The sequence below is a fragment of the Pseudomonas kitaguniensis genome, from assembly GCF_049199985.1.
Lineage (GTDB): Bacteria > Pseudomonadota > Gammaproteobacteria > Pseudomonadales > Pseudomonadaceae > Aquipseudomonas > Aquipseudomonas kitaguniensis.
Window position 1 is genome coordinate 304493 of the sequence record NZ_JBLZPT010000002.1, and the last position, 21486, is coordinate 325978.

The 21486-nt window shown below is 64.3% G+C and carries 1 protein-coding gene; it reads right to left on the bottom strand.

Annotated features, from left to right (window positions below):
• Positions 1–67: 67 nt before the first annotated feature.
• Positions 68–21268, bottom strand: coding sequence for a non-ribosomal peptide synthase/polyketide synthase (locus ACOZK9_RS05310; protein WP_421555401.1), 21201 nt, complete (start codon positions 21266–21268; stop codon positions 68–70).
• Positions 21269–21486 lie beyond the last annotated feature (218 nt).

Sequence of the window (21486 nt, forward strand, 5' to 3'; positions counted from 1 at the left end):
AAGCTGCGTGACGGTTCGCTTCAGATAAGGGCGCAAGCGCCTGTGCCGGCTCCCCCTTTGACATGGTTCATGACGTCACCTTGCCTGCCGGTACGACCAAGCCGTCGTGCCACCACGACGCGAGGCTGTACACGTGCGGCGCCTTGAGCAGCGTGAAATGGTTGCCTGGGCCGTACCAGGTGTCCAAACCCTCTGCGTATTTGCCCCAGCCTTCGATCATGTCGGCTTGCTCGCGTTGATTGCCCTGCGCATCCAGGCTCGGATCATCGGCCAGCACCAGGCGCACCGGGCCGATGTAGTGCTGGCGTGGCCGGTAAACCGTGCGTAACGCCGCGCCGAAAGCGCGCGCCGGTCCGTACATCACCTCCGGCGTCGAACGCGCCGACAGCATGCCCGCGCGCACCATTCCCGCGTGCAACGCCGCCAGTTGTTGCGCTTCGTTGAGGCTGACAAACGCTTGCCGGTCAATGCCCAGGGGTTTGCCTGCCGCCAGTTGCATGGTGTCGATCAGCCGCTCCAGCACTTGCGTTGCGGTGTAGGGCTTGCCGACCACGCCATTGCCGCCGGGCGACTCGCTGTCGACCAAGGTCAACGACGCCACTTCACGCCCACGCGCCTGCAACTGCAGCGCCATTTCGAACGCCACCCAGCCGCCGAAGGAATGCCCCAACAGATGCACCGGGCCACTTGGGCACACCTGCTCAAGCGCGACAAGATAGGCACTCGCCGCCGCTTCCACGCGGCTATGCGGCACCGCTTTGCCGTCCAGCCCGCGCGGTTGCAGGCCATGAATCGGCCAAGTCGGGCCGAAGGCATCGGTGAGGCCGATAAAACCGGTCACACTGTCGCCGGCGCCCGGCACGCAGAACACCGGTGCAAGCCCTGCCTGCCCACTTTGAATGGTTAACAGCGGTTGATACGGCGCATTAGTCGCAAGCGCCGGTGCCTTGGAAAGCGCTGCGCCAATGGCTTGCCCGAGTGCCTGGATATGCGGCGCCTGCATCATGCTTTGGTGATCGCCCGGTACATCGATGCGCTGCAACAACGTAGCCGGAACCACCTGATCCCAGCCCAACGTTGCGCTGCTGCGCGAGGCCTCGTCGGTACGCTGTTCGGCGGTAAATAAATGCACCGGGACGGTCAGCGGGCACACGGTGTAATGCGCCTGCGCATGCCCATGCGCCACTTCACGGTCCAGGTAGGCAAACAACGCCTCACGCGGCAGCGCCGCCAGTTGCGGTTGCAGCAACCGGGCGTCACGGCAACGTTGCCACAGGCTGTCAAAATCGAGTTGCGCCACCTCGCGCTCAAGTGTTGCCAGGGTGGCCGGCGCTTGCGGGTCCAACGGCGGCTGCGCGGCGCAGAACGCGCTGCACAGCTCCAACAGGTGCAGGCTGTGGGCGTTGGCCGCCGACCAGCGCGCCTTGCCTTGGTCGACCAGACGCGGCACATGGGTGTCGATCAGCCCGACGAATTCCACCGCCTCGTCCATGCCGAGCAACTGCGCGGCGATCTCATAGGCCAGCACGCCGCCGAACGACCAGCCGGCCACGCGGTACGGCCCGTGCGGCTGAACCGAGCGCATCAGTGCGATATGCCGCGTCGCCAGGCACTCCATGCTGCGCAGTTGCGGTTCACCCCACGCCAGCCCCGGCAAGCCATACACCGGAATCTGCGCGTCGATGTGTTGCGCCAACGCCGGGAAATACACGTCGAGCCCGCTGAACTCATGCACCAGGAACAGCGGGGTTTGACTGCCGCCACGGCGCACCGTGACCAGCCCATCGTGCTGCGGCTGTGGCGCCTGCGTGCGCAGGCGCAGCATCGCCGCCATCGACGCGACACTGGCGTGCTGGAAGCACTCCGCCAACGTCACCTGAACATTCGCCTGCGCCAGTTGGCTGGTCAGACGAATCGCCAGCAAGGAATGCCCGCCCATTTCAAAGAAATTGTCGTGGCGCCCTACCCGCACCAGCTTCAAGGCCTCGGCCCAGCACGCAGCGAGGGTTTCTTCCAGCGCATCCGCTGGCGCCTCGTAGTCGCGGCTGAGCACCGCCTGTTCAGGGGCCGGCAAGGCTTTGCGGTCGAGCTTGCCGTTCGGCGTGACCGGCAGCGTGTCCAGGTGCACAAAGGCACTCGGCAGCATGTACTCCGGCAGGTGGGTCAACAGCTCTTCGCGCAGTTGCTCAAGCGTGCCCGTCGTACCACAGAGGTACGCCACCAACTGCTTGCCGCTGACCTGCCCGGCGCTGTCGTCGCGCGCCATTACCACCGCCGCACGCACGCCTTCGCAGGCCAGCAGCGCACTTTCGACTTCGCCCAGCTCGATGCGGAACCCACGGATTTTCACCTGATCATCGTTACGCCCGAGGTATTCCAGGCTGCCATCCACCAGCCAGCGGCCGAGGTCGCCGGTTTTATACAAGCGGCCCACGCCGTCGCTGAACGGGTCACTCAGAAAACGCTCGCTGCTTAACTGCGGTTGATTGAGGTAGCCACGCGCAACACCAACACCGGCGAGGTGAATTTCGCCCGCCACGCCCACCCCGGTCGGGTTGCCGTGCGCATCCAGCACGTACGCACGCATGTTGGCAATCGGCTTGCCGATCTTGCGTGGCTGCGGGTTGGCGGCGAATACTTCACTGGCGGTGGCAATAATCGTCGCTTCGGTCGGGCCGTAGGTATTCAGCAAGCGCGGCGTATGCCCGCTGCGCAGGAACCAATGCTGCACCGCGTCCGGGCTCAGTTCCTCGCCACCCACCACAATCATGCGCACCGAGGCCGGGATTGCGGCGTCGCGGTCTTGCGCCAGGCCCTGCCAGAAACGCGTGGGCAGGCTGATAATCGACAAGCGTGCTTGCGCCGCCAATGCCCAGAAGTGCGCGGCATCGGTCAACCAGGCGGCACTGCGCAGCACCAGGGTGGCGCCACAGGTCAGCGCGCCGAAAATTTCCTCAATCGACGCGTCGAAGTTGATCGTTGCAAATTGCAGCGTGCGGTCACCAGCGGTCAGCCCGGTCAAGTCGCGAATCGCCTGGATCTCGTTGCACAGCCCGGCATGCTCGATCATCACGCCCTTGGGCTGCCCGGTAGAACCGGACGTGTAGAGCACGTAAGCGAGGTGTTCGGCGGTCAGCCCACGCTCCTCGGCCAGCGGGTTGTGCGGGCTCAAATCGCGCCACGGCTGCAGCACACTGTTCAAGGTCAGCACCTGCACGCTTTCCGGCAGTGCACCGAGCAACGGCAGTACCGCGTACTCGCTGAGCAACACGCGCGGGGTGCTGTCGGCGAGCATGAACGCCAAACGTTGTGGCGGATACGCCGGGTCCAGCGGTACGTAAGCGGCACCAGCCTTGAGGGTCGCGAGCAACCCCACGATCATCTGCAGGCCACGCTCCAGCGCGATGGCCACGCGGTCATCCGGTTGCACACCGAGGGCGATCAGGTGATGCGCCAACTGGTTGGCCTGGGCATTCAGTTCGGCGTACGTCAATTGCTGACCTTCATACTCCAAAGCGATTGCATCGGCGTGGAGCAGCACCTGCTCCTCGAACAGCGCGTGGATCAAGCAATCCTGCGCAGCGTCGGTACGCGTTTGGTTGAAGTCCAGCAGCACCTGGCGGCGCTCGGCCAACGGCAGAATATCCAGGCTGCTCAACGAGGCGTCCGGGGTTCGCTCCAGGGCATCGACCAGGCTCTCCAGCGCGCCGTGCATATAGCCGCAAAGACGCTGCGCACCCACGCCCGGGGTGACCTGGACCGTGAGGCCAAACGCCTCGCCAAAATCATCGACGTCCAGCGACAGCGGGTAGTTGCTGCGTTCTTCGCCGCCCAGCGCCTGAATGCCCGCCCATACCGCGATGTCTTCACTGGAAGCCGCACCGGCACTGTGCCGGTAATTGAGCAAGGCACTGAACAGCGGCGCCGGAGCGGCCACGCCGCTGCAACGCTGTGCCAGCGCCAGCGAAGCGTGTTCGTGGCTTAACAACCTGCTCAAGCGTGCATGCGTGGCCTTGACCCCGGCATACACACTGTCGGCGCCCACGCTGATGCGCAGCGGCAAGGTATTGATAAACAGCCCCAGCGCGCGTTCGCCACCTTGCATGCCGCCCATCAACACGGTGCCGAACACCACCTCAGCCTGGCCACACACATGCCCCAGCACTTGCGCCCACGCCATGTGCATCAGGCTTGCGGCGCTCACGCCCAATTGCCGCGCACTGGCGCGCACACGCTGGCCGAGGTCGTCGTCCACGCGCAGGTGCGCCAGCTCCAGCACGCCGCCCGCGTGCACGTCGTGCAGGCCAAACGGCAGGGTTGGCTCGTCGATGTCGGCGAGCATCTCGCTGAAAAACGCTTCATGCTCCTGCTCGGTCATCCCGAGGCGTGCCTGAGCCACATAGTTGCGGTACGGCACTGGCGCATTCAAACGGCCTTCCTGGCCCGACAGGAACGCCTGCAATTCGTGTTGCAGAATGTCCATGGCAACGTGGTCGAACAGCATGTGATGGAACATCAACAAAGCTGCCCAGTGTTGCTGCTGTGCGTCGTAGGCATACACCAGGCGCATCAGCGGCGCGTCGCGCAAGTCCATGCGGAAATGCTGCGGGTTGAAGCGCTCGCGCAATTGCGCGCCCGCCTCGGCATCGCCTGCCAGCGCGGTCTCTTCCAGCGCGAACGGTACGTGGCGCAACACCACCTGCACCGGCTCGCTCAAGCCCTCCCAGCGCATGGCGGAGCGCAGGATGTCGTTACGTTCGATTACGCCCTGCAACGCGAGGGCAAAGGCTGCGAGCCGCTCGTGAGAATCGAAGTTAAACGACGCCTGCTCCAGGTACAGGTCGCCCTCCTCGGCCAGCAAGTGGTGGTAAAGGATGCCCTCTTGCAACGGCGTCATCGCGTAGATGTCTTGCACGTTGGCCAGTTGGCCCGGCACACCGGCAACCAGGCTGTCGATTTCATCCTGGCTGAGGCTGGCCAGCGGCAGCATTTGCGGGGTAATGCGTCGGCAATCAGCGCTGATAGCGTTCGGCGGGATCACCAGCGCGCGGCTGCCGCCCACTACTTTGGCGAGCCCGGCCAGCGTCGGGTGGGTAAACAGTGCGCCAACGTCGACCCGCAGGTCTTCCTGGCGCAGGCGCTCCACCAGTTTGACCGCCAGCAGCGAATGCCCGCCCAGCTCGAAGAAGTTGTCGTGGCGCCCCACGTGCTCCAGTTGCAACACCTGCGCCCAGACCAGCGCCAGGCTGCGTTCGATACGGCCTTGCGGCGCTTCATAATCACGGCTGGCCACGGCCGACTGATCCGGTGCCGGCAGCGCCTTGCGGTCGAGCTTGCGGTTCGGTGTCAGCGGCAATGCCTCAAGCAGCACAAACGCGCCCGGGATCATGTATTCAGCGAGCAGCGGCGCCAGGTAGCTGCGCAAGCCGGCGGCGCTCAAGCTGGCGCCGGCATGCGGCACCACGTAGGCCACCAGGCGCTTCTCGCCAGGGCGGTCTTCACGCGCAATCACCGCGGCCTCTTTGACCCCGACACAGTTGCCGAGCATGGACTCGATCTCGCCCAACTCGATACGGAAGCCACGCACCTTGACCTGGAAGTCGTTGCGCCCCAGGTACTCGATACGCCCATCCGCCAGGTAGCGCGCCAAGTCACCGGTTTTGTACATGCGCGCGCCTGGCACCTCACTGAACGGGTCGGCGAGGAAGCGTTCGGCACTCACCGCGTCGAGGTTCAGATAGCCTCGGGCAACGCCATCGCCGCCGATGAAAATCTCCCCGGCCACGCCGAACGGCACGGGTTGTTGCTGGCTGTCGAGCAGGTAAATACGTGTGTTGGCCATCGGTTTGCCGATGGTTGCGTTGCCGCTGCCTTCGACACCCGCCAGCGCATCGTGGCTGACGTAGGCGGCGGTGCACGACACGGTCGCCTCGGTCGGGCCGTAGGTATTGATCAAGCGGGTATGGGCCGGGCGCACCTCGTCCCAGAGTTTTAATTTCTGCGCCGACAGTGCGTCACCGGTGACGTTAATCAGGCGTACATGGCGCAAGCGCTCCTCGGCCTGCATCGGCGTGTGGTGCCATTCAGCGGCCAGGGTGTGCCAGTGCGCGGCCGTCAGGTGCAGGAAGGTCGGGCGGATCGCCGGGTCTTGCGCCGCGTCGGTGCCGAACACGTGCCGGCTCGGCGCCAGGGTGGCGCCCGCCAGCAAGGCCGGGAAGATTTCCTCAACCGACAGGTCGAAGTTCAAGGTGTTTTGCTGCAACACCGTGTCGTCCGGCGTCAACCCGAACAGGCGTGCCGCGTCGAGGCTGTAGTTGACCAGCCCACGGTGTTCGATCATTACGCCCTTGGGGTTACCGGTAGAGCCCGAAGTGTAAATCACATACGCCAGGTGCCGGGCGGTCAGGCCTGGCACCTGCGGGTTGTGCTCGGCGCCGCTCAACGGCGTGTCCAGAAGCACGTGCGCGATGGCCAGCGCCGGCAAGCGGTCCTGCAACGCGTGCTGGGTCAGCAGCACCGACGGCGCGCTGTCCTCAATCATGTAGGCCAGGCGCTCCGGCGGGTAATGCGGGTCCAGCGGCACATACGCTGCGCCAGCCTTGAGAATCCCGAGCAGGCCGACCAGTACTTCGTCACCGCGCTCGGCGCAGATCGCCACGCGGTCGTCGGGGCCAACGCCCAAGCTGATCAGGTGGTGAGCCAGGCGGTTGGCGCGGCGGTTCAACTCGGCGTAACTCAAACGCTGATCTTCGAACGCCACCGCAATGGCCTCGGGGCGCGCCTCGACCTGCGCTTCGAACAGCTGATGAATCGTGCTGTGGTGGGCGTAGGCCACCTCGGTGTCATTAAGTTCATGCAGCAGGTAGGCACGTTCCTCGGCGTCGAGCAGCGTGATCTGCGCCAGCAGCGCCTGGTCGTCGGCGACCATCGCGTGCAACAGCCGCTCGAAGTAGCCGATGTAACGGCGCACCGTGGCCTCGTCGAACAGCGCCGTGGCGTACTCAAGGTTGCCGGCGATGTGCCCTTGCACTTCGCTGAGGTCCAGCGACAGGTCGAACTTGGCAAAATTGCTGGTTTCGCCAACCCCTTCAAATTGCAGGTCGCCGAGTACCAGGCTTGGACCGTCGCTGGCCTGCCAGGTCAACAAGGTCTGGAACACCGGGCTGTGCGCCAGGCTGCGCGGCGGTTTGACCACCTCCACCACCTGTTCAAACGGCAAGTCCTGATGCGCTTGCGCGGCCAGCGTGCGGTCTTTGGCGTGGGCCAGCAAACCGGCCACGTTAAGCGCTGCACCGGCTTCGATGCGCACCGCCAGGGTGTTGACGAACAGGCCGATCAGCCCTTCGACTTCGGCGCGCATGCGGTTGGCAACCGGCGAACCGATCACCACCTCTTCCTGCCCGGACAAACGACACAGCAACGCGCCCCACGCCGCCATCATGGTCATGTACAAGGTCGCGCCGTGACGCTGGCTCAAGGCTTTAAGCCCGGCCGTCAGCTCAACATCCAGCAGCAGGCTCAAGGTTGCGCCGCTGTAATCCTGTTGCGCAGGGCGTGGGCGGTCGGTCGGCAACATCAACAACGCCGGTGCATCGGCCAGCGCGTGCTGCCAATACTGGCTTTGTTGCTGCAGCACTTCGCCGCTCAACCAGCGCCGTTGCCACACGGCGAAGTCGCTGTAGTGCAAAGTCAACGCGGGCAGCGGGTCGTCCAGGCCTTGACGGAACGCTGCGTACAGCGCCATCAGCTCGCGGGTCAGCACGCCCATCGACCAGCCATCGGAGACGATATGGTGCATGGTCAGCAACAGCACATGGTGGTCGTCCGCCAGGCGCAACAGGCTCGCTCGAATCAGCGGCCCCTGCTCCAGGTTGAACGGTTCAAGGGCTTCGGCACGCACCCGAGTTTGCAGGGCGTCGTCGCCGTCCACGTCGAGGCGCAAGAGCGCAAAGGCGCGCTGGGCCGGGTCGATGTGCACGCGCGGTTCGTTGTTGTGTCGAACAAAGCGGCTGCGCAGGGTTTCGTGGCGCGCAACAATACGCGTCAGCGCCTGCTCCAGTGCGTCCGCGTCTAACTGGCCGCGCAGGCCCAGGCCAAGCGGCATGTTATAGGCGGTGCTGGCGCCTTCCATCTGCGCCAGGAACCACAAACGTTGCTGGGCAAACGACAGCGGCAAGTCTTGGTCACGCGGCACCGGCAAGATCGCCGGCAAGGTGCTGCGCGCAGCCTGCGCCAGCACTTTCGCCAAGGCGGCCAGTTGCGGCTGGGCGAACAATTCGCCGAGCGCCAGCTCTACGCCCATGCGTTGACGCACTTGAGAGATCAGGCGCATCGCCAACAGCGAATGCCCGCCCAATTCAAAGAAATGCCCCTGGCGACCCACCTGCTCCAGCCCCAGCAGTTCCTGCCAGATCTGCGCCAGCGTGATCTCGATCTCGCCTTCAGGCGCTTCATAGGCAGCACTGACCACGGCGTCCAGCCCCGGCGCCGGCAATGCCTTGCGGTCCAGCTTGCCGTTGGGGCTCAGCGGCAATGCCGCGAGCTGAACATACGCCGACGGCACCATGTACTCCGGCAATACGCCTTGCAGGTGCGTGCGCAGGTCTTCGATCTGCGGCCCCTGCGCGCCTGCCTGCGGCGTGAAGTAGCCGACCAGGCGTTCGTCACGCACCAACACAGCGGCTTCGAGTACCTGCGGATGCGCGGCAAGCAGCGCTTCAATTTCGCCGAGTTCGATGCGCAGGCCGCGGATTTTCACTTGGTCGTCATTGCGGCCGAGGTATTCAAGCGTGCCATCGGGCCGGTAACGCGCCAGGTCGCCGGTGCGGTACATGCGCCCCTGCGCCGTAAACGGATCGTCGAGGAAGCGCTCGGCGCTGAGGTCGTCGCGGCCCAGGTAACCGCGCGCCACGCCGGCGCCGCCGATGTACAACTCACCGACGCTGCCAGTCGGCAGCAGTTGCGCACAGGCGTCGAGCACGTACAGCGTGACGTTGCGCAGCGGCCGGCCCAACGGAATCTCGCCTGCCGTGTACTGGGTAAAGTCGGGGTTGACCGCATGCCAGGCCACCACGTCACTGCATTCAGTGGGGCCATAGCTGTTGATGAACTGCGGCCGTGGCACCGCGAGTTTTTCCAACTGCGAGAGTTTGATTGGCTCGCCGCCCAGCACCACCCGCCGCAGGTTGCTCAACGCGTGCTGTTGATCGGCCTCGATCAGCGTATAGAACGCACTCGGCGCCAGGTTGATGTGGGTGATCTGCTGCTCGGCGATCTGACGCACGATGCTCGCAGGGTCGAACGGGCTGTCCGCCAGGTGCAAAGTGGCGCCGACCGCGAGGCTGGCGAAGATGTTTTTCTGGGTCAGGTCGAAGCTGTGCGAGGTCAACAGCAACACCGCGTCCTGCGCGTTCAGCCCGACTTCATCGAGGTACCAGCCGAGCATGTTGACCACGCCCTGATGCTCGACCATCACGCCTTTTGGCTGGCCGGTCGAGCCCGAGGTGTAAATCACATAGGTCAGGTGTGTGGCGGCCAGCTCGGCAATTTGCGGGTTGTTTAGGCTTTGTTCGGTCGCACCCGCGTGGTCGAGGTCGACCACCGCCAGGCTCAGCTCGGCGGCCAAGTGCGCGGTGCTGCCATGCACCAGCAATGCTGCCGGCGCGCTGTCTTGCAGCATGTAGTGGATGCGCTCGATCGGGTAATTCGGGTCGATCGGCACGTAGGCGCCGCCCGCCTTGAGAATCGCCAGCAGGCCGACGATCAGCTCGGCGCTGCGCTGCACGCAAATCGCCACGCGCACGTCCGGCTGCACACCCAGCGTGCGCAAATGATGGGCGAGCTGGTTGGCGCGCTGGTTAAGCTCACGGTAGGTCAGCGCCTCGCCGGCAGCCTGCACGGCCACGGCATCAGGCGTGCGCATGACCTGCGCTTCGAACAGGCTGTGAACCGTGGCCGGGTTGAGCGCCGTGCGCAGGCCGCTCAGGTCGGCCAATTGATGTTGACGCTCTTGGTCATCCAGCAGCGGCACTTGCTCGAGCACGCACTGATCGTCCGCGACCATCGCGCGTAACAGGCGCTCGAAATAGCCCAGATGGCGAATCACCGTGGCTTCATCGAACAACGCGGTGGCATAGCTCAACGCGCCGATGATCTGGCCTTCGGCTTCGCTCAGTTCCAACGACAGCTCAAATTTCGCTGCAGTGTTGATCTGGCCGATGCTCTCCAGCACCAGATCGCCGAGTGCCAACGCTGCGCCCTCGTTGTTCTGCCAGGTCAGCATCGTTTGGAAAACCGGGCTGTAAGCCATGCTGCGCGCCGGTTTGATGATGTCCACCACCTGCTCGAACGGCAGGTCCTGATGCGCCTGTGCGCTCAGGGTCTGGGCCTTGACGCGTGCCAACAAGGCGTGTGCGGTCGGCGCGCCGGAAGCATCGATGCGCAGCGCCAATGTGTTGACGAACAGCCCGATCAGGCCTTCGACTTCAGCGCGGGTGCGGTTGGCCACCGGCGAGCCGATGACCACCTCATCCTGCCCGGACAAGCGACTCAACAGCGCGCCCCACGCCGCCAGTGTGGTCATGTACAACGTAGTGCCATGCCGCTGGCTCAAGGCTTTGAGGCCCTGCGTCAGTTCTGCGTCCAATTGCAGGTGCAGCACCGCACCGGTGAAGTCCTGTTGCGGCGGGCGCGCACGGTCGGTGGGCAACGCCAGCATCGCCGGCGCACCGGCCAGGGTCTGCTGCCAGTACAGGCTTTGTTTTTGCAGCACCTCACCGCTCAACCAGCGGCGTTGCCACACGGCGAAGTCGGCGTATTGCAATTCAAGCGCTGGCAACGGGTCGGCCTGGCCCTGGCTGAAAGCGGCATACAACGCCACCCACTCGCGGGTCAGCACGCCCATCGACCAGCCATCGCAGACCACGTGGTGCAAGGTCATCAGTAACACATGGTGCGCATCGCCCATGCGCACCAGGCGCGCCCGCAGCAACGGGCCGTTGACCAGGTCAAATGGCGCCAGCGCTTCGTGTTCGGTCAATGCCTGCAACTGCTGCTGCGCGTCGGCCTGATCGCGCAAATCATCCTGCACCAGCACAAACGAGCCCTCGACCGGCGTGATCAGCAACTGCGGCTGATCATTCTCGAGAACAAACGCACTGCGCAGCACTTCGTGGCGGCTGACGATCTGCGCCAGCGCACGTTCCAGCGCCAGCGCGTCGAGTTCACCGCGCAGGCTCAAACCGATGGGCATGTTGTAGGCGGCCCCGACGTTTTCCATCTGCGCCAGGAACCACAGGCGCTGCTGCGCAAACGACAGCGGCAGCGCTTCTTCACGCGACACCGGCAGAATCGGCGGCAGGTTACTGCGCCCGGTCTTCGCCACTGCCTGCGCCAATGCCGACAGTTGCGGGTGGTCAAACAGCGCCGCCAGGTCCAGCTCAACCCCGAGTTGCAGGCGCACCTGGGAAATCAAGCGCATCGCCAGCAACGAATGCCCGCCCAGTTCAAAGAAGTGGTCCTCACGCCCGACCTGCTCGACCTTGAGCACCTGGCTCCAGATCTGCGCCAGCGCGATTTCAACTTCGCCTTGCGGCGCTTCGTAGCCACGGCTAAGCAACGCGTGCTGATCGGGCACCGGCAGCGCCTTGCGGTCGACCTTACCGTTGTTGGTCAATGGCAGGTTGTCGAGGCGCACGTACGCGCTCGGCACCATGTAGTCCGGCAGTTGCTCTTGCAAGTAGTCACGCAGCGCTTCGATTTCAAGCGCCGCGTGCGCGGTGAAATACGCCACCAGGCGCTTGTGCCCCGGCTCGTCTTCACGCGCCAGCACGATCACATCCTTGACCTGCGGGTGTTCGCTCAAGCGATTTTCGATTTCACCCAGCTCGATACGGAAGCCGCGAATCTTCACCTGGTCGTCGTTACGGCCCAGGCACTCCAGCTCGCCCTTGGCCAACCAGCGCCCCAGGTCACCGGTGCGGTACATCAATGCAGCGCTTTCATCACTGAACGGGTCGACGAGGAACTTCTCGAGCGTCAGCTCAGGGCGGTTCAGGTAACCCTTCGCCACCCCTTTGCCGCCAATGTAGATTTCACCGATGACGCCCAGCGGCACCGGTTGCTGACGCTCATTGAGCAGGTAAATGCGCGTGTTCGAAATCGGCCCGCCGATCGGCACGCTCTCGGCCTCTTCAGCCACCGCGCGCACTTCAAACGTAGTGGCATAGGTGGTGGTTTCAGTCGGGCCATAGCAATGCACCAGGCGCAACTGCGGCGCATGCGCCAACAGGCTGCGGAACGCCGCCGGGTCGGCGCGCTCGCCACCGCACAGGAGCATGCGCAAGCCTTTGAGCGCGTCGGGAATCAGCTGCACATACTGGTTAAACAGCGCGGTGGTGGTGAACAAAATGGTGGCTGCCGACGCGCTCAACACCTCGCCGAAGCGCTGCGGGTTGAGCAGCGTAACGTGATCAATCACCACCACTTGGCCGCCATTCAGCAACGCGCCCCACACGTCCATGGTACTGGCGTCAAACGCCGGGTTGGAGGCAAAGGCGATGCGGTCATGCGTGCCAAAATCGGCGTAGCCGTTGTTGATCACCAGCCGCGTGATGCCCCGGTGCGGCACCAGTACGCCTTTGGGCACGCCGGTGGAGCCGGAGGTGTACATGATGTACGCCACCGATTCCGCCGATTGCTCAAGGCCCGGGTTGTGTTCGGGCACATCTACCAGGTCCAGCGCATCCAGGTCGACGCGCTGCACCGCGTGAACGGCATCTTCGTCGCGGGTGGTGAGTAACCATTGCGCGCCGCTGTCTTCGATCATGAAGCCCTGACGGTCCGCCGGGGCATTGATGTCCAGCGGCACATACACCGCCGCGCACTTGCTGATCGCCAGTTGGCTGACCAGCAGTTCAAACGAACGCTCAAGCAGGATCGCCACGCTGTCGCCTGGCGTTACGCCAAGGCCAATCAGGTGGTGCGCCAGGCGGTTAGCCCGGCGATTTAATTGCTCGTAGCTCAGCGACTGTTCGCCGTGGACCGCCGCAGGCGCTTGCGGCCGTGCCTGAACCTGCGCTTCAAACAGCGCGTGCACGGTGGACGCATGCGGGTAGGCGCGCGCGGTCTGATTGAAGGTTTCCAGCAATTGTTGGCGCTCGTCTGCCGGCAAAATCGACATCGTTTGCAGCTCGGTGCCCGGCGCATGCTCCAGCGCATCGACCAAGTGCTGCAACGCGGCCTGCATATAGCCGCACACCCGTTGCGCGCCGACCTTTACCAAGGCTTGAGCATTCAGTTGGAAGCCTGCGACAAAGTCATCGACGTTGAGCACCAGCGGGTAGTTGGTGCGTTCTTCCATGCTCAGCGCCTGGATGCCTTCCCAGGCAGCAATATCAGCGCCGGATACCTCGGCCTGTGCACTGTGGCGGTAATTGAGCAAGGTATTGAACAGGGGCTGCGCCGCCGGCAAACCGCTGCAATGCTGAGCCAGCGACAACGCGGCGTGTTCATGCGCAAGCAGTTGCGACAACTGCGCGTGGGTCGCACGCACCGCTTCGCGGGCGCCGTGCGCGCCCACACTGACGCGCAACGGCAAGGTGTTGATGAACAGGCCCAAGGCCCGGCCGGAGCCTTCGCCGCCTTGCAGGCGACCGAGCAGCACGGTGCCGAACACCACTTCATCGCGGCCCGCCACTTGCCCCAGCACCTGGCCCCACGCCAGGTGCATCAGGCTCGCAGCGCTGACGCCCAGCACGCGTGCCTGCTCGCGCAAGCGCCCGCTGAGCACGCTGTCGAGCATCAGGTGCGCTTCTTCGATGCCGTTGCCGTCGCCCTGCACATCCTGCAAGCCGAACGCCAGCGTCGGTTCGTCGATGTCGCCGAGCATCTGGCGGAAGAACCCTTCGTGCGCCTCGCGATCAGCGCCGTGGCGCGATTGCGCCACATGGTTGCGATAGGGAATCGACGGCGGCAACTGCTCGGTACTGCCCTTGAGGCTGGCCTGCACTTCGCCGATCAACACCTCAAGCGCAGTGTGGTCGAGCACCATGTGGTGGAACAGCAAGATGCCCACCCAGCGCTGGTTAGGCGTGTCCTGGGTGTACGCCAGGTGCATCAGCGGTGCACGGGTCATGTCGAGGCGGTAGTGGCGCGGGTCGAACTGGCGGTGCAGTTGCGCAAGCACATCGCCTTCGTCCGGGTCGATGAGCACTTCTTCAAGGCCCATCGTCGCTTGGCGCCAGACTACCTGCACCGGCTCGTCGAGCCCTTCCCAGGCCATGCTGCTGCGCAGAATGTCGTGGCGGTCGATCACGCTTTGCAGCGCCTTGGCGAACTGGTTGACCAGCTCCGGGCCGGCAAAGGCAAACTTCATGTGCAGCAAGTAGGCGTCGCCTTGCGGCGCAGCCAAGTGGTGATAGAGCATGCCGTCTTGCAATGGCGCCAGGCTGTAGATGTCCTGCACGTTGCGCGTGCCGCCCGCTACGCTGGCGACAATACGGTCGATGGCGGCCTGGTCCAGCGCTGCCAGCGGCAGCAAGTCGGGGGTGATGTGTTGGCAATCGGCGGTAATCCGGTTGGCCGGCACCACGCGCTCCTGATGGCCACTGACCGCGGCCGCCAGCGCAGCCAGGGTCGGCTGGCCGAACAGCACGCGCACGTCGGCGCTCAGCTCAAGTTGGCGCATGCGCTCGACCAGCTTGACCGCCAGCAACGAATGGCCGCCCATTTCAAAGAAGTTATCGTGGCGGCCCACGCGCTCAACGCCGAGCAGTTCTTGCCAGAGCGCGGCGAGGGTTTGCTCCACTTCGCCTTCCGGCCGCTCATACTCGCGACGGGCCAACGCGTCGGCGTCCGGTGCCGGCAAGGCCTTGCGGTCGAGCTTGCCGTTGGTGGTCAGCGGCAAGCTTGCGAGCATGACGAATGCGCTGGGCACCATGTAGTCAGCCAGTGACAGCAACAACTGCGTGCGCAGGTCAGCCGCCGAAGGTTCAGCGCCGTCGGTGGCTATCACGTAAGCCACCAGGCGTTTGTTGCCCGGTTGGTCTTCGCGGGCGATGACCACCGCGTCGCGCACGCCGTTACACGCGGCCAGCCGCGCTTCGATCTCGCCCAGTTCGATACGGAAACCACGGATTTTCACCTGGTCGTCGTTGCGCCCCAGGTAGTCGATGCTGCCGTCGGCCAGCCAGCGCCCCAGGTCACCGGTTTTATACAGGCGCGCATCGGCGCGACCGCTGAAGGGGTCGGCAATAAAGCGTTCGGCGTTCAGCTCAGGCCGGTTCAGGTAGCCACGCGCAACGCCCGCGCCGCCCACATACAACTCGCCCACCACACCGACCGGCACCGGTTCGCGCTGGCTGTCGAGCACGTACACCTGCAAGTCGGGAATGCGCCCGCCAATCGGGCTGACGCCGACCAACTGCGCATCGGCTGCTTGCAGGGCACGGTACGTCACGTGCACCGTGGTTTCGGTGATGCCGTACATGTTCACCAGTTGCGTGCCGGTGTTGGCGACACGCGCATACCACGGTTTGAGCATGCCCGGTTCGAGCGCTTCACCGCCGAAAATCACCTGGCGCAATGAGTGCTTCAAGGCGCTCTGGCCTTGCGCCGCGATCAATTGGCGGAACGCGCTTGGGGTTTGGTTGAGCACGGTCACGCCAGCGCTGCACAGCAGCGCGTAGCACTCGTCCGGCGAACGGCTGGTGAGTTGCGGCACCACCAGCAACTCACCGCCGTGCACCAGCGCGCCCCAGATTTCCCAGACCGAAAAGTCGAACGCGAACGAGTGAAACAACGCCCACACGTCCTGATCATTAAAGTTGAACCAGCCTTCGGTGGCCGAGAACAGCCGCGCTAAGTTGCGGTGTTCGATCATCACGCCCTTGGGCAAACCGGTGGAACCGGAGGTGTAGATCACGTAGGCGAGGTTGGCCGAAGTAAGGCCCGCGACGACCGGGTTGGTTTCGGGCGCGGCGTGCAGTTGCGCTGAATCCAGATCAATCACCGGCGCAGACAGCTCTGTGACGCGCGCGGCAGTCGCGGCCTGCACCAGCACCGCCACCGGAGCGCTGTCGTGCAAGGTGTAGTTAATGCGCTCTTGCGGGTACGCCGGGTCAATCGGCACATAACCGGCACCGGCCTTGAGAATGCCGAGCAGGCCGATGATCATTTCCAGGCCACGCTCGACGCAGATCGCTACACGCTCATCCAGGCGCACGCCCAGGCTCAACAAGTGGTGCGCGACCTGGTTGGCGCGGCGGTTCAATTCGGCGTAGCTCAGGCGCTGGTCTTCAAATACCACTGCCGTGGCGTGCGGCCGTTCGCGTGCCTGGCGCTCAACCTGGTGATGAATCAACGCGGCGTCGGCGAACAGGCTGTCGGTAGCATTCCAGTGTTGCAGCAGTTGCTCACGCTCGACGGCCGGCAGAATCGACAGCCCGAGCACCGACGCTTGCGGCGTCTGTTCGAGCGCCTCGACCAGGTGCTCCACGGCGCACTGCATGTAACCGCACACGCGCTCGGCGCCAATCGCGCCATCAGCCATGACCGACAGGCTGAACGCTTCACCCATGTCGTTGACCGACAAGGTCAGCGGGTAGTTGGTGCGCTCCTTACTGTCGAGCACGCTGATGCCTTCCCATGCGGCGGCGGCCTGTTTGGACACGTCGGCACCGCCGAGCTGACGATAGTTAAGCAGCGAACTGAACAGCGGCGTCGACGCCGTAACCTTGCTGCAACGCTGCGCCAGCACCAGCGAGGCATGCTCGTGGCCGAGCAGCCCGGTCAAGCGTGCGTGGGTGCTCTTGACCATCGCGCGTACGCCCGCCTCACCCAGGCTGATGCGCAGCGGCAAGGTATTGATGAACATGCCCAGCGCACGGTCAGAACCTTCACCGCCTTGCAGGCGCCCGAGCAACACCGTGCCAAACACCACGTCATCGCGCCCCGACACGCCGCCGAGTACCCGCGCCCACGCCAGGTGATACAGGCTGGCCGGGGTCACGCCCAACTGGCGCGCCTGATCGCGCAGGCGCTGGCTGAGCGTGTCATCGAGCAGGCGGTTAACCTCTTCAACACCGTGGCCTTCGCCCTGCACGTCCTGCAAACCGAAGGGCAGCGTCGGCTCATCGATGTCACCAAGCATTTCACTGAAGAACGCCTCATGCTCTTCGCGGCTGACGCCCATGCGCGCTTGCGCCACATAGTTGCGGTACGGCACTGAAGCGGCCAGTTGCGCCTCTTCACCGCGCGTATGCGCTTCAATTTCGGCCGTCAGCATGCGCAGCGAGGTGGCGTCGTCGACCAGGTGGTGCAGCAGCAACACCGCCACCCAACGCGCGTTGGGCACATCTTCGCTGTAACCGATGCGCATCATCGGCGCCTGGCGAATATCCAGGCGATGGTGACGCGGGCTGAGGTGTTCGCTCAGTTGCTCGGCAATATCGCCGGCGGCCGGGTCCAGGTGGATTTCATCCAGGCCCAGTTCGGCTTCACGCCAGACCACTTGCACCGGTTCGTCCAGCCGTTCCCAAACCACGGCGGTACGCAAAATGTCATGCCGCGAAATCACCCCTTGCAGCGCGCTGGCGAAGCTTTGCAGGCGCTCGCGGCTGTCGAAGCTAAAGGTCACGTATTGCAAGTACGGGTCGCCTTGGGCGGCCGCCAGGTGGTGATACAAAATGCCCTCTTGCAGCGGCGCCAGGCTGTAGATTTCCTGGACGTTGGCCGCACCGCCCGGCACGGTCGCAACGATACGCTCGATAGCGGTTTGGTCGAGTTCGGCCAGCGCCAGCATGTCCGGGGTGATATGTGCGCAGCCACTCGGCACGCGATTCGCCGGTACCTCCACGCCTTTGCTCGCGCCGGCCACCGCCGCCGCCAGTGCGGCCAGGGTGGGCTGCCCGAACAGCACACGCACATCGGCGCCCAGCCCGACCTGGCGCATGCGCTCGATCAACTTGACCGCCAACAACGAGTGGCCGCCCAGTTCAAAAAAGTGATCCTGGCGGCCTACTTGCTCAACCTTGAGCAAGTCTTGCCAGATCGCCGCGATAGCAACTTCTACGTCGCCCTCGGGCGCTTCGTAGTGCCTGCGGGCCAACGCATCGGCGTCCGGCGCCGGCAAGGCTTTGCGGTCGAGCTTGCCGTTGGTGGTCAGCGGGAACTGCTCCAGCAGCACAAACGCGGCAGGCACCATGTAGTCGGCGAGTGACAGCAGCAATTGCGTGCGCAACCCGGCAGCGCTCGGCTGCGCGCCTTCGCTGCCAATCACATAGGCCACCAAACGCTTGTCGCCGGGCTGGTCTTCACGCGCGATCACCACGGCTTCACGCACACCGTTGCACGCGGCGAGGCGCGCTTCGATCTCACCCAGCTCGATACGGAAACCGCGAATTTTAACCTGGTCATCGTTGCGTCCCAGGTAGTCGATGCTGCCGTCTGCCAGGCGCCGCCCCAAATCGCCGGTCCGGTACAGGCGTGCATCGGCGCGGCCACTGAACGGGTCGACGATAAAGCGTTCGGCGTTTAGCTCAGGCCGGTTCAGGTAGCCACGCGCAACGCCTGCGCCACCCACATACAACTCACCGACCACGCCAACCGGCACCGGCTCGCCGCGTGGATCCAGCACGTACAGCTGCAAGTCAGGAATGCGCCCGCCAATCGGGCTCACGCCAACCAGTTGCGCATCGGCCGCGTGCATCGCGCGGTAGGTCACGTGCACCGTGGTTTCGGTGATGCCGTACATGTTCACCAGTTGCGTGCCGGCGTTGGTGGCGCGGGCGTACCAGGGTTTGAGAATCCCCGGTTCCAACGCTTCGCCTCCAAAGATCACTTGACGCAGCGAGTGTGTGAGTTGGCTTTGGCCCTGCGCGACGATCAACGCGCGAAAAGCGCTTGGGGTCTGGTTGAGGATGGTCACGCCGGCGCTGCACAGCAGTGCATAACACTCATCCGGCGAACGGCTGGTGAGTTGCGGCACCACCAGCAATTGGCCGCCGTGCACCAGCGCGCCCCAGATTTCCCAGACCGAGAAGTCGAAGGCAAACGAGTGGAACAAGGCCCACACGTCATGCTGGTTAAAGTTGAACCAACGTTCGGTGGCGCTGAACAGGCGCGCCACGTTGCGGTGCTCGATCATCACGCCCTTGGGCAGGCCGGTGGAACCGGAGGTGTAGATCACATAGGCCAGGTTGGCCGAGGTCAGGCCCGCCACCTGCGGATTGTGCGTGGGCCGGGCTTGCCAATCACCGGCATCCAGGTCGATAACCGCTGCCGACAACTCGGCGACGCGCGCGGCGGTGGTCGCCTGTACCAGCACCGCAACCGGCGCACTGTCTTGCAGCGTGTAGCTGATGCGTGCTTGCGGGTACGCCGGATCAATCGGCACATAACCGGCACCGGCCTTGAGGATGCCGAGCAGGCCGACAATCATCTGCACGCCGCGCTCGACGCAGATCGCCACGCGCTCATCCGGGCGCACGCCGAGGCTCAGCAGGTGGTGTGCGAGCTGGTTGGCGCGGCGGTTCAATTCGCCGTAGCTGAGGGTCTCGCCTTCAAACAGTACGGCGATTGCGTCCGGCTGTGCCGCCGCCTGCGCTTCGACTTGGCTGTGGATCAGCGCGCTGTCGGCAAACACGGCGTCGGTGCTGTTCCAGTGGTGCAACAGGTGTTGGCGCTCGGTGGCGGGCAAAATGCCGAGGCTCTGCAATGGCGCATCCGGCGTTTGCTCAAGCGCGGCCACCAGGCTTTCCAGCGCGGCGTGCAAGTAGTGCGCAACACGCGCGGCGCCGATCCCGACATCCGCCAGAATCGTGATATGGAAGTCGTCGCCGAGGTCATCAAGGTTGACGGTCAACGGGTAGTTGGTGCGTTCTTCCGCGCCCAAGGCTTGCATGCCGGCCCAGGCGGACTCGGCTTCGGCGCTGCCGCCAGAGGCACTGTGACGGTAGTTGAGCATCGCGCTGAACAACGGCGTCGGGGTTGCCACGGCGCTGCAGCGCTGGGCCAGGGCCAGCGAGGCATGCTCGTGTTTAAGCAAGGCGGTCAGGCGATCATGTGTCAGCTTGAGGCCGCTGCGCACACTTTGCTCGCCCACGCTGACGCGCAACGGCAAGGTATTGATGAACATCCCAAGGGCACGGTCCGAGCCCTCGCCCGCGTGCATGCGCCCCAGCAATACGGTGCCGAACACCACTTCGTGGCGGCCAGACACCTTGCCCAGCACCTGCGCCAGGGCCAGGTGCATCACGCTGGCGGCACTCACCCCGAGTTGCCGCGCCTGCGCACGCAGCCGCTGGCTCAGGCCGGGCTCAACCATCAAGCGGCTTTCTTCGATGCCGTGGCCGTCGCCCTGCACGTCCTGCAGACCGAACGGCAGGGTTGGCTCGTCGATGTCACCGAGCATCTCGCGAAAGAATGTTTCGTGCTGTTGTTCGCTGACCCCAAGACGCGCCTGCGCTACATAGTTGCGGTACGGCACCGGCTCGCCCAAGTGCTCGGTCAGCCCCAGCAGGAACGCCTGCATTTCGCGCAACACCACGTCCATCGCGGTGTGGTCCAGCGCCATGTGGTGAAACAACAGCACGGCCACCCAGCGCTGGTTCGGCGAGTCTTCGGCGAAGGCCACACGCATCATTGGCGCCTGGCGAATATCCAAACGGTAAGTGCGCGCATCGAAGCGCGCTTGCAGTTGGCTCAGCACGTCACCGTCACGCGGCGCCAGGTGCACCTCTTCGCTGACCAGCGTGGCCTTGCGCAGCACCACCTGTACCGGTTCATCGAGGCTTTCCCAGACCACGGTGGTGCGCAAAATGTCATGGCGCTGCACCACGTATTGCAGCGCCTGAGTGAAGCTTTCAAGGCGTTCGCGGCTGTCAAAAGCGTAGTGCGCTTGCAGCAGGTAAGGGTCGCCCTGTTCGGCGGACAAATGGTGGTACAGCATGCCTTCCTGCAACGGCGCCAGCGGATAGATGTCCTTGACGTTGCCCACGCCACCGGGCACAGCCTCAACGATGCGGTCGATGCTGGCTTGATCGAGCGCTGCCAGCGGCAGCATCTGCGGGGTGATGCGATACGCCGGGCTGACCCAGTCACCACCGTTGCGGCCAATCAACTCAAGCAATTGCGCCTTGTGCTTGCGCAGGTTGTCGAACAGCTCATCGTCGAGCCCCTCATCGTCGCCCAGGATAACCAGGTCATCCCCTTCACGTTGCAGGTGGATCGCGTGGGTTGAAAGAACTGCCATCAATTCGCTGAAGTGCATTTTGTAACCTGCTTAAGATTCGGAAACGGTGACGAGAAAGTCCGGCTTCAGATGCAACGTAATGTCCGAGCGTCGAACAGCAGCGTTTGGGCCTTCATGGGCCAAATGCTGTAGCCGTCAGGTTCAAAAAGAGCATGGGTTGAGCGCGCGCTCTGGGGCTTCCCACTGCGCAGGAAAACTAAAACATCGGTGGGGAGGTGTCTGTCATAGGAAGCAGG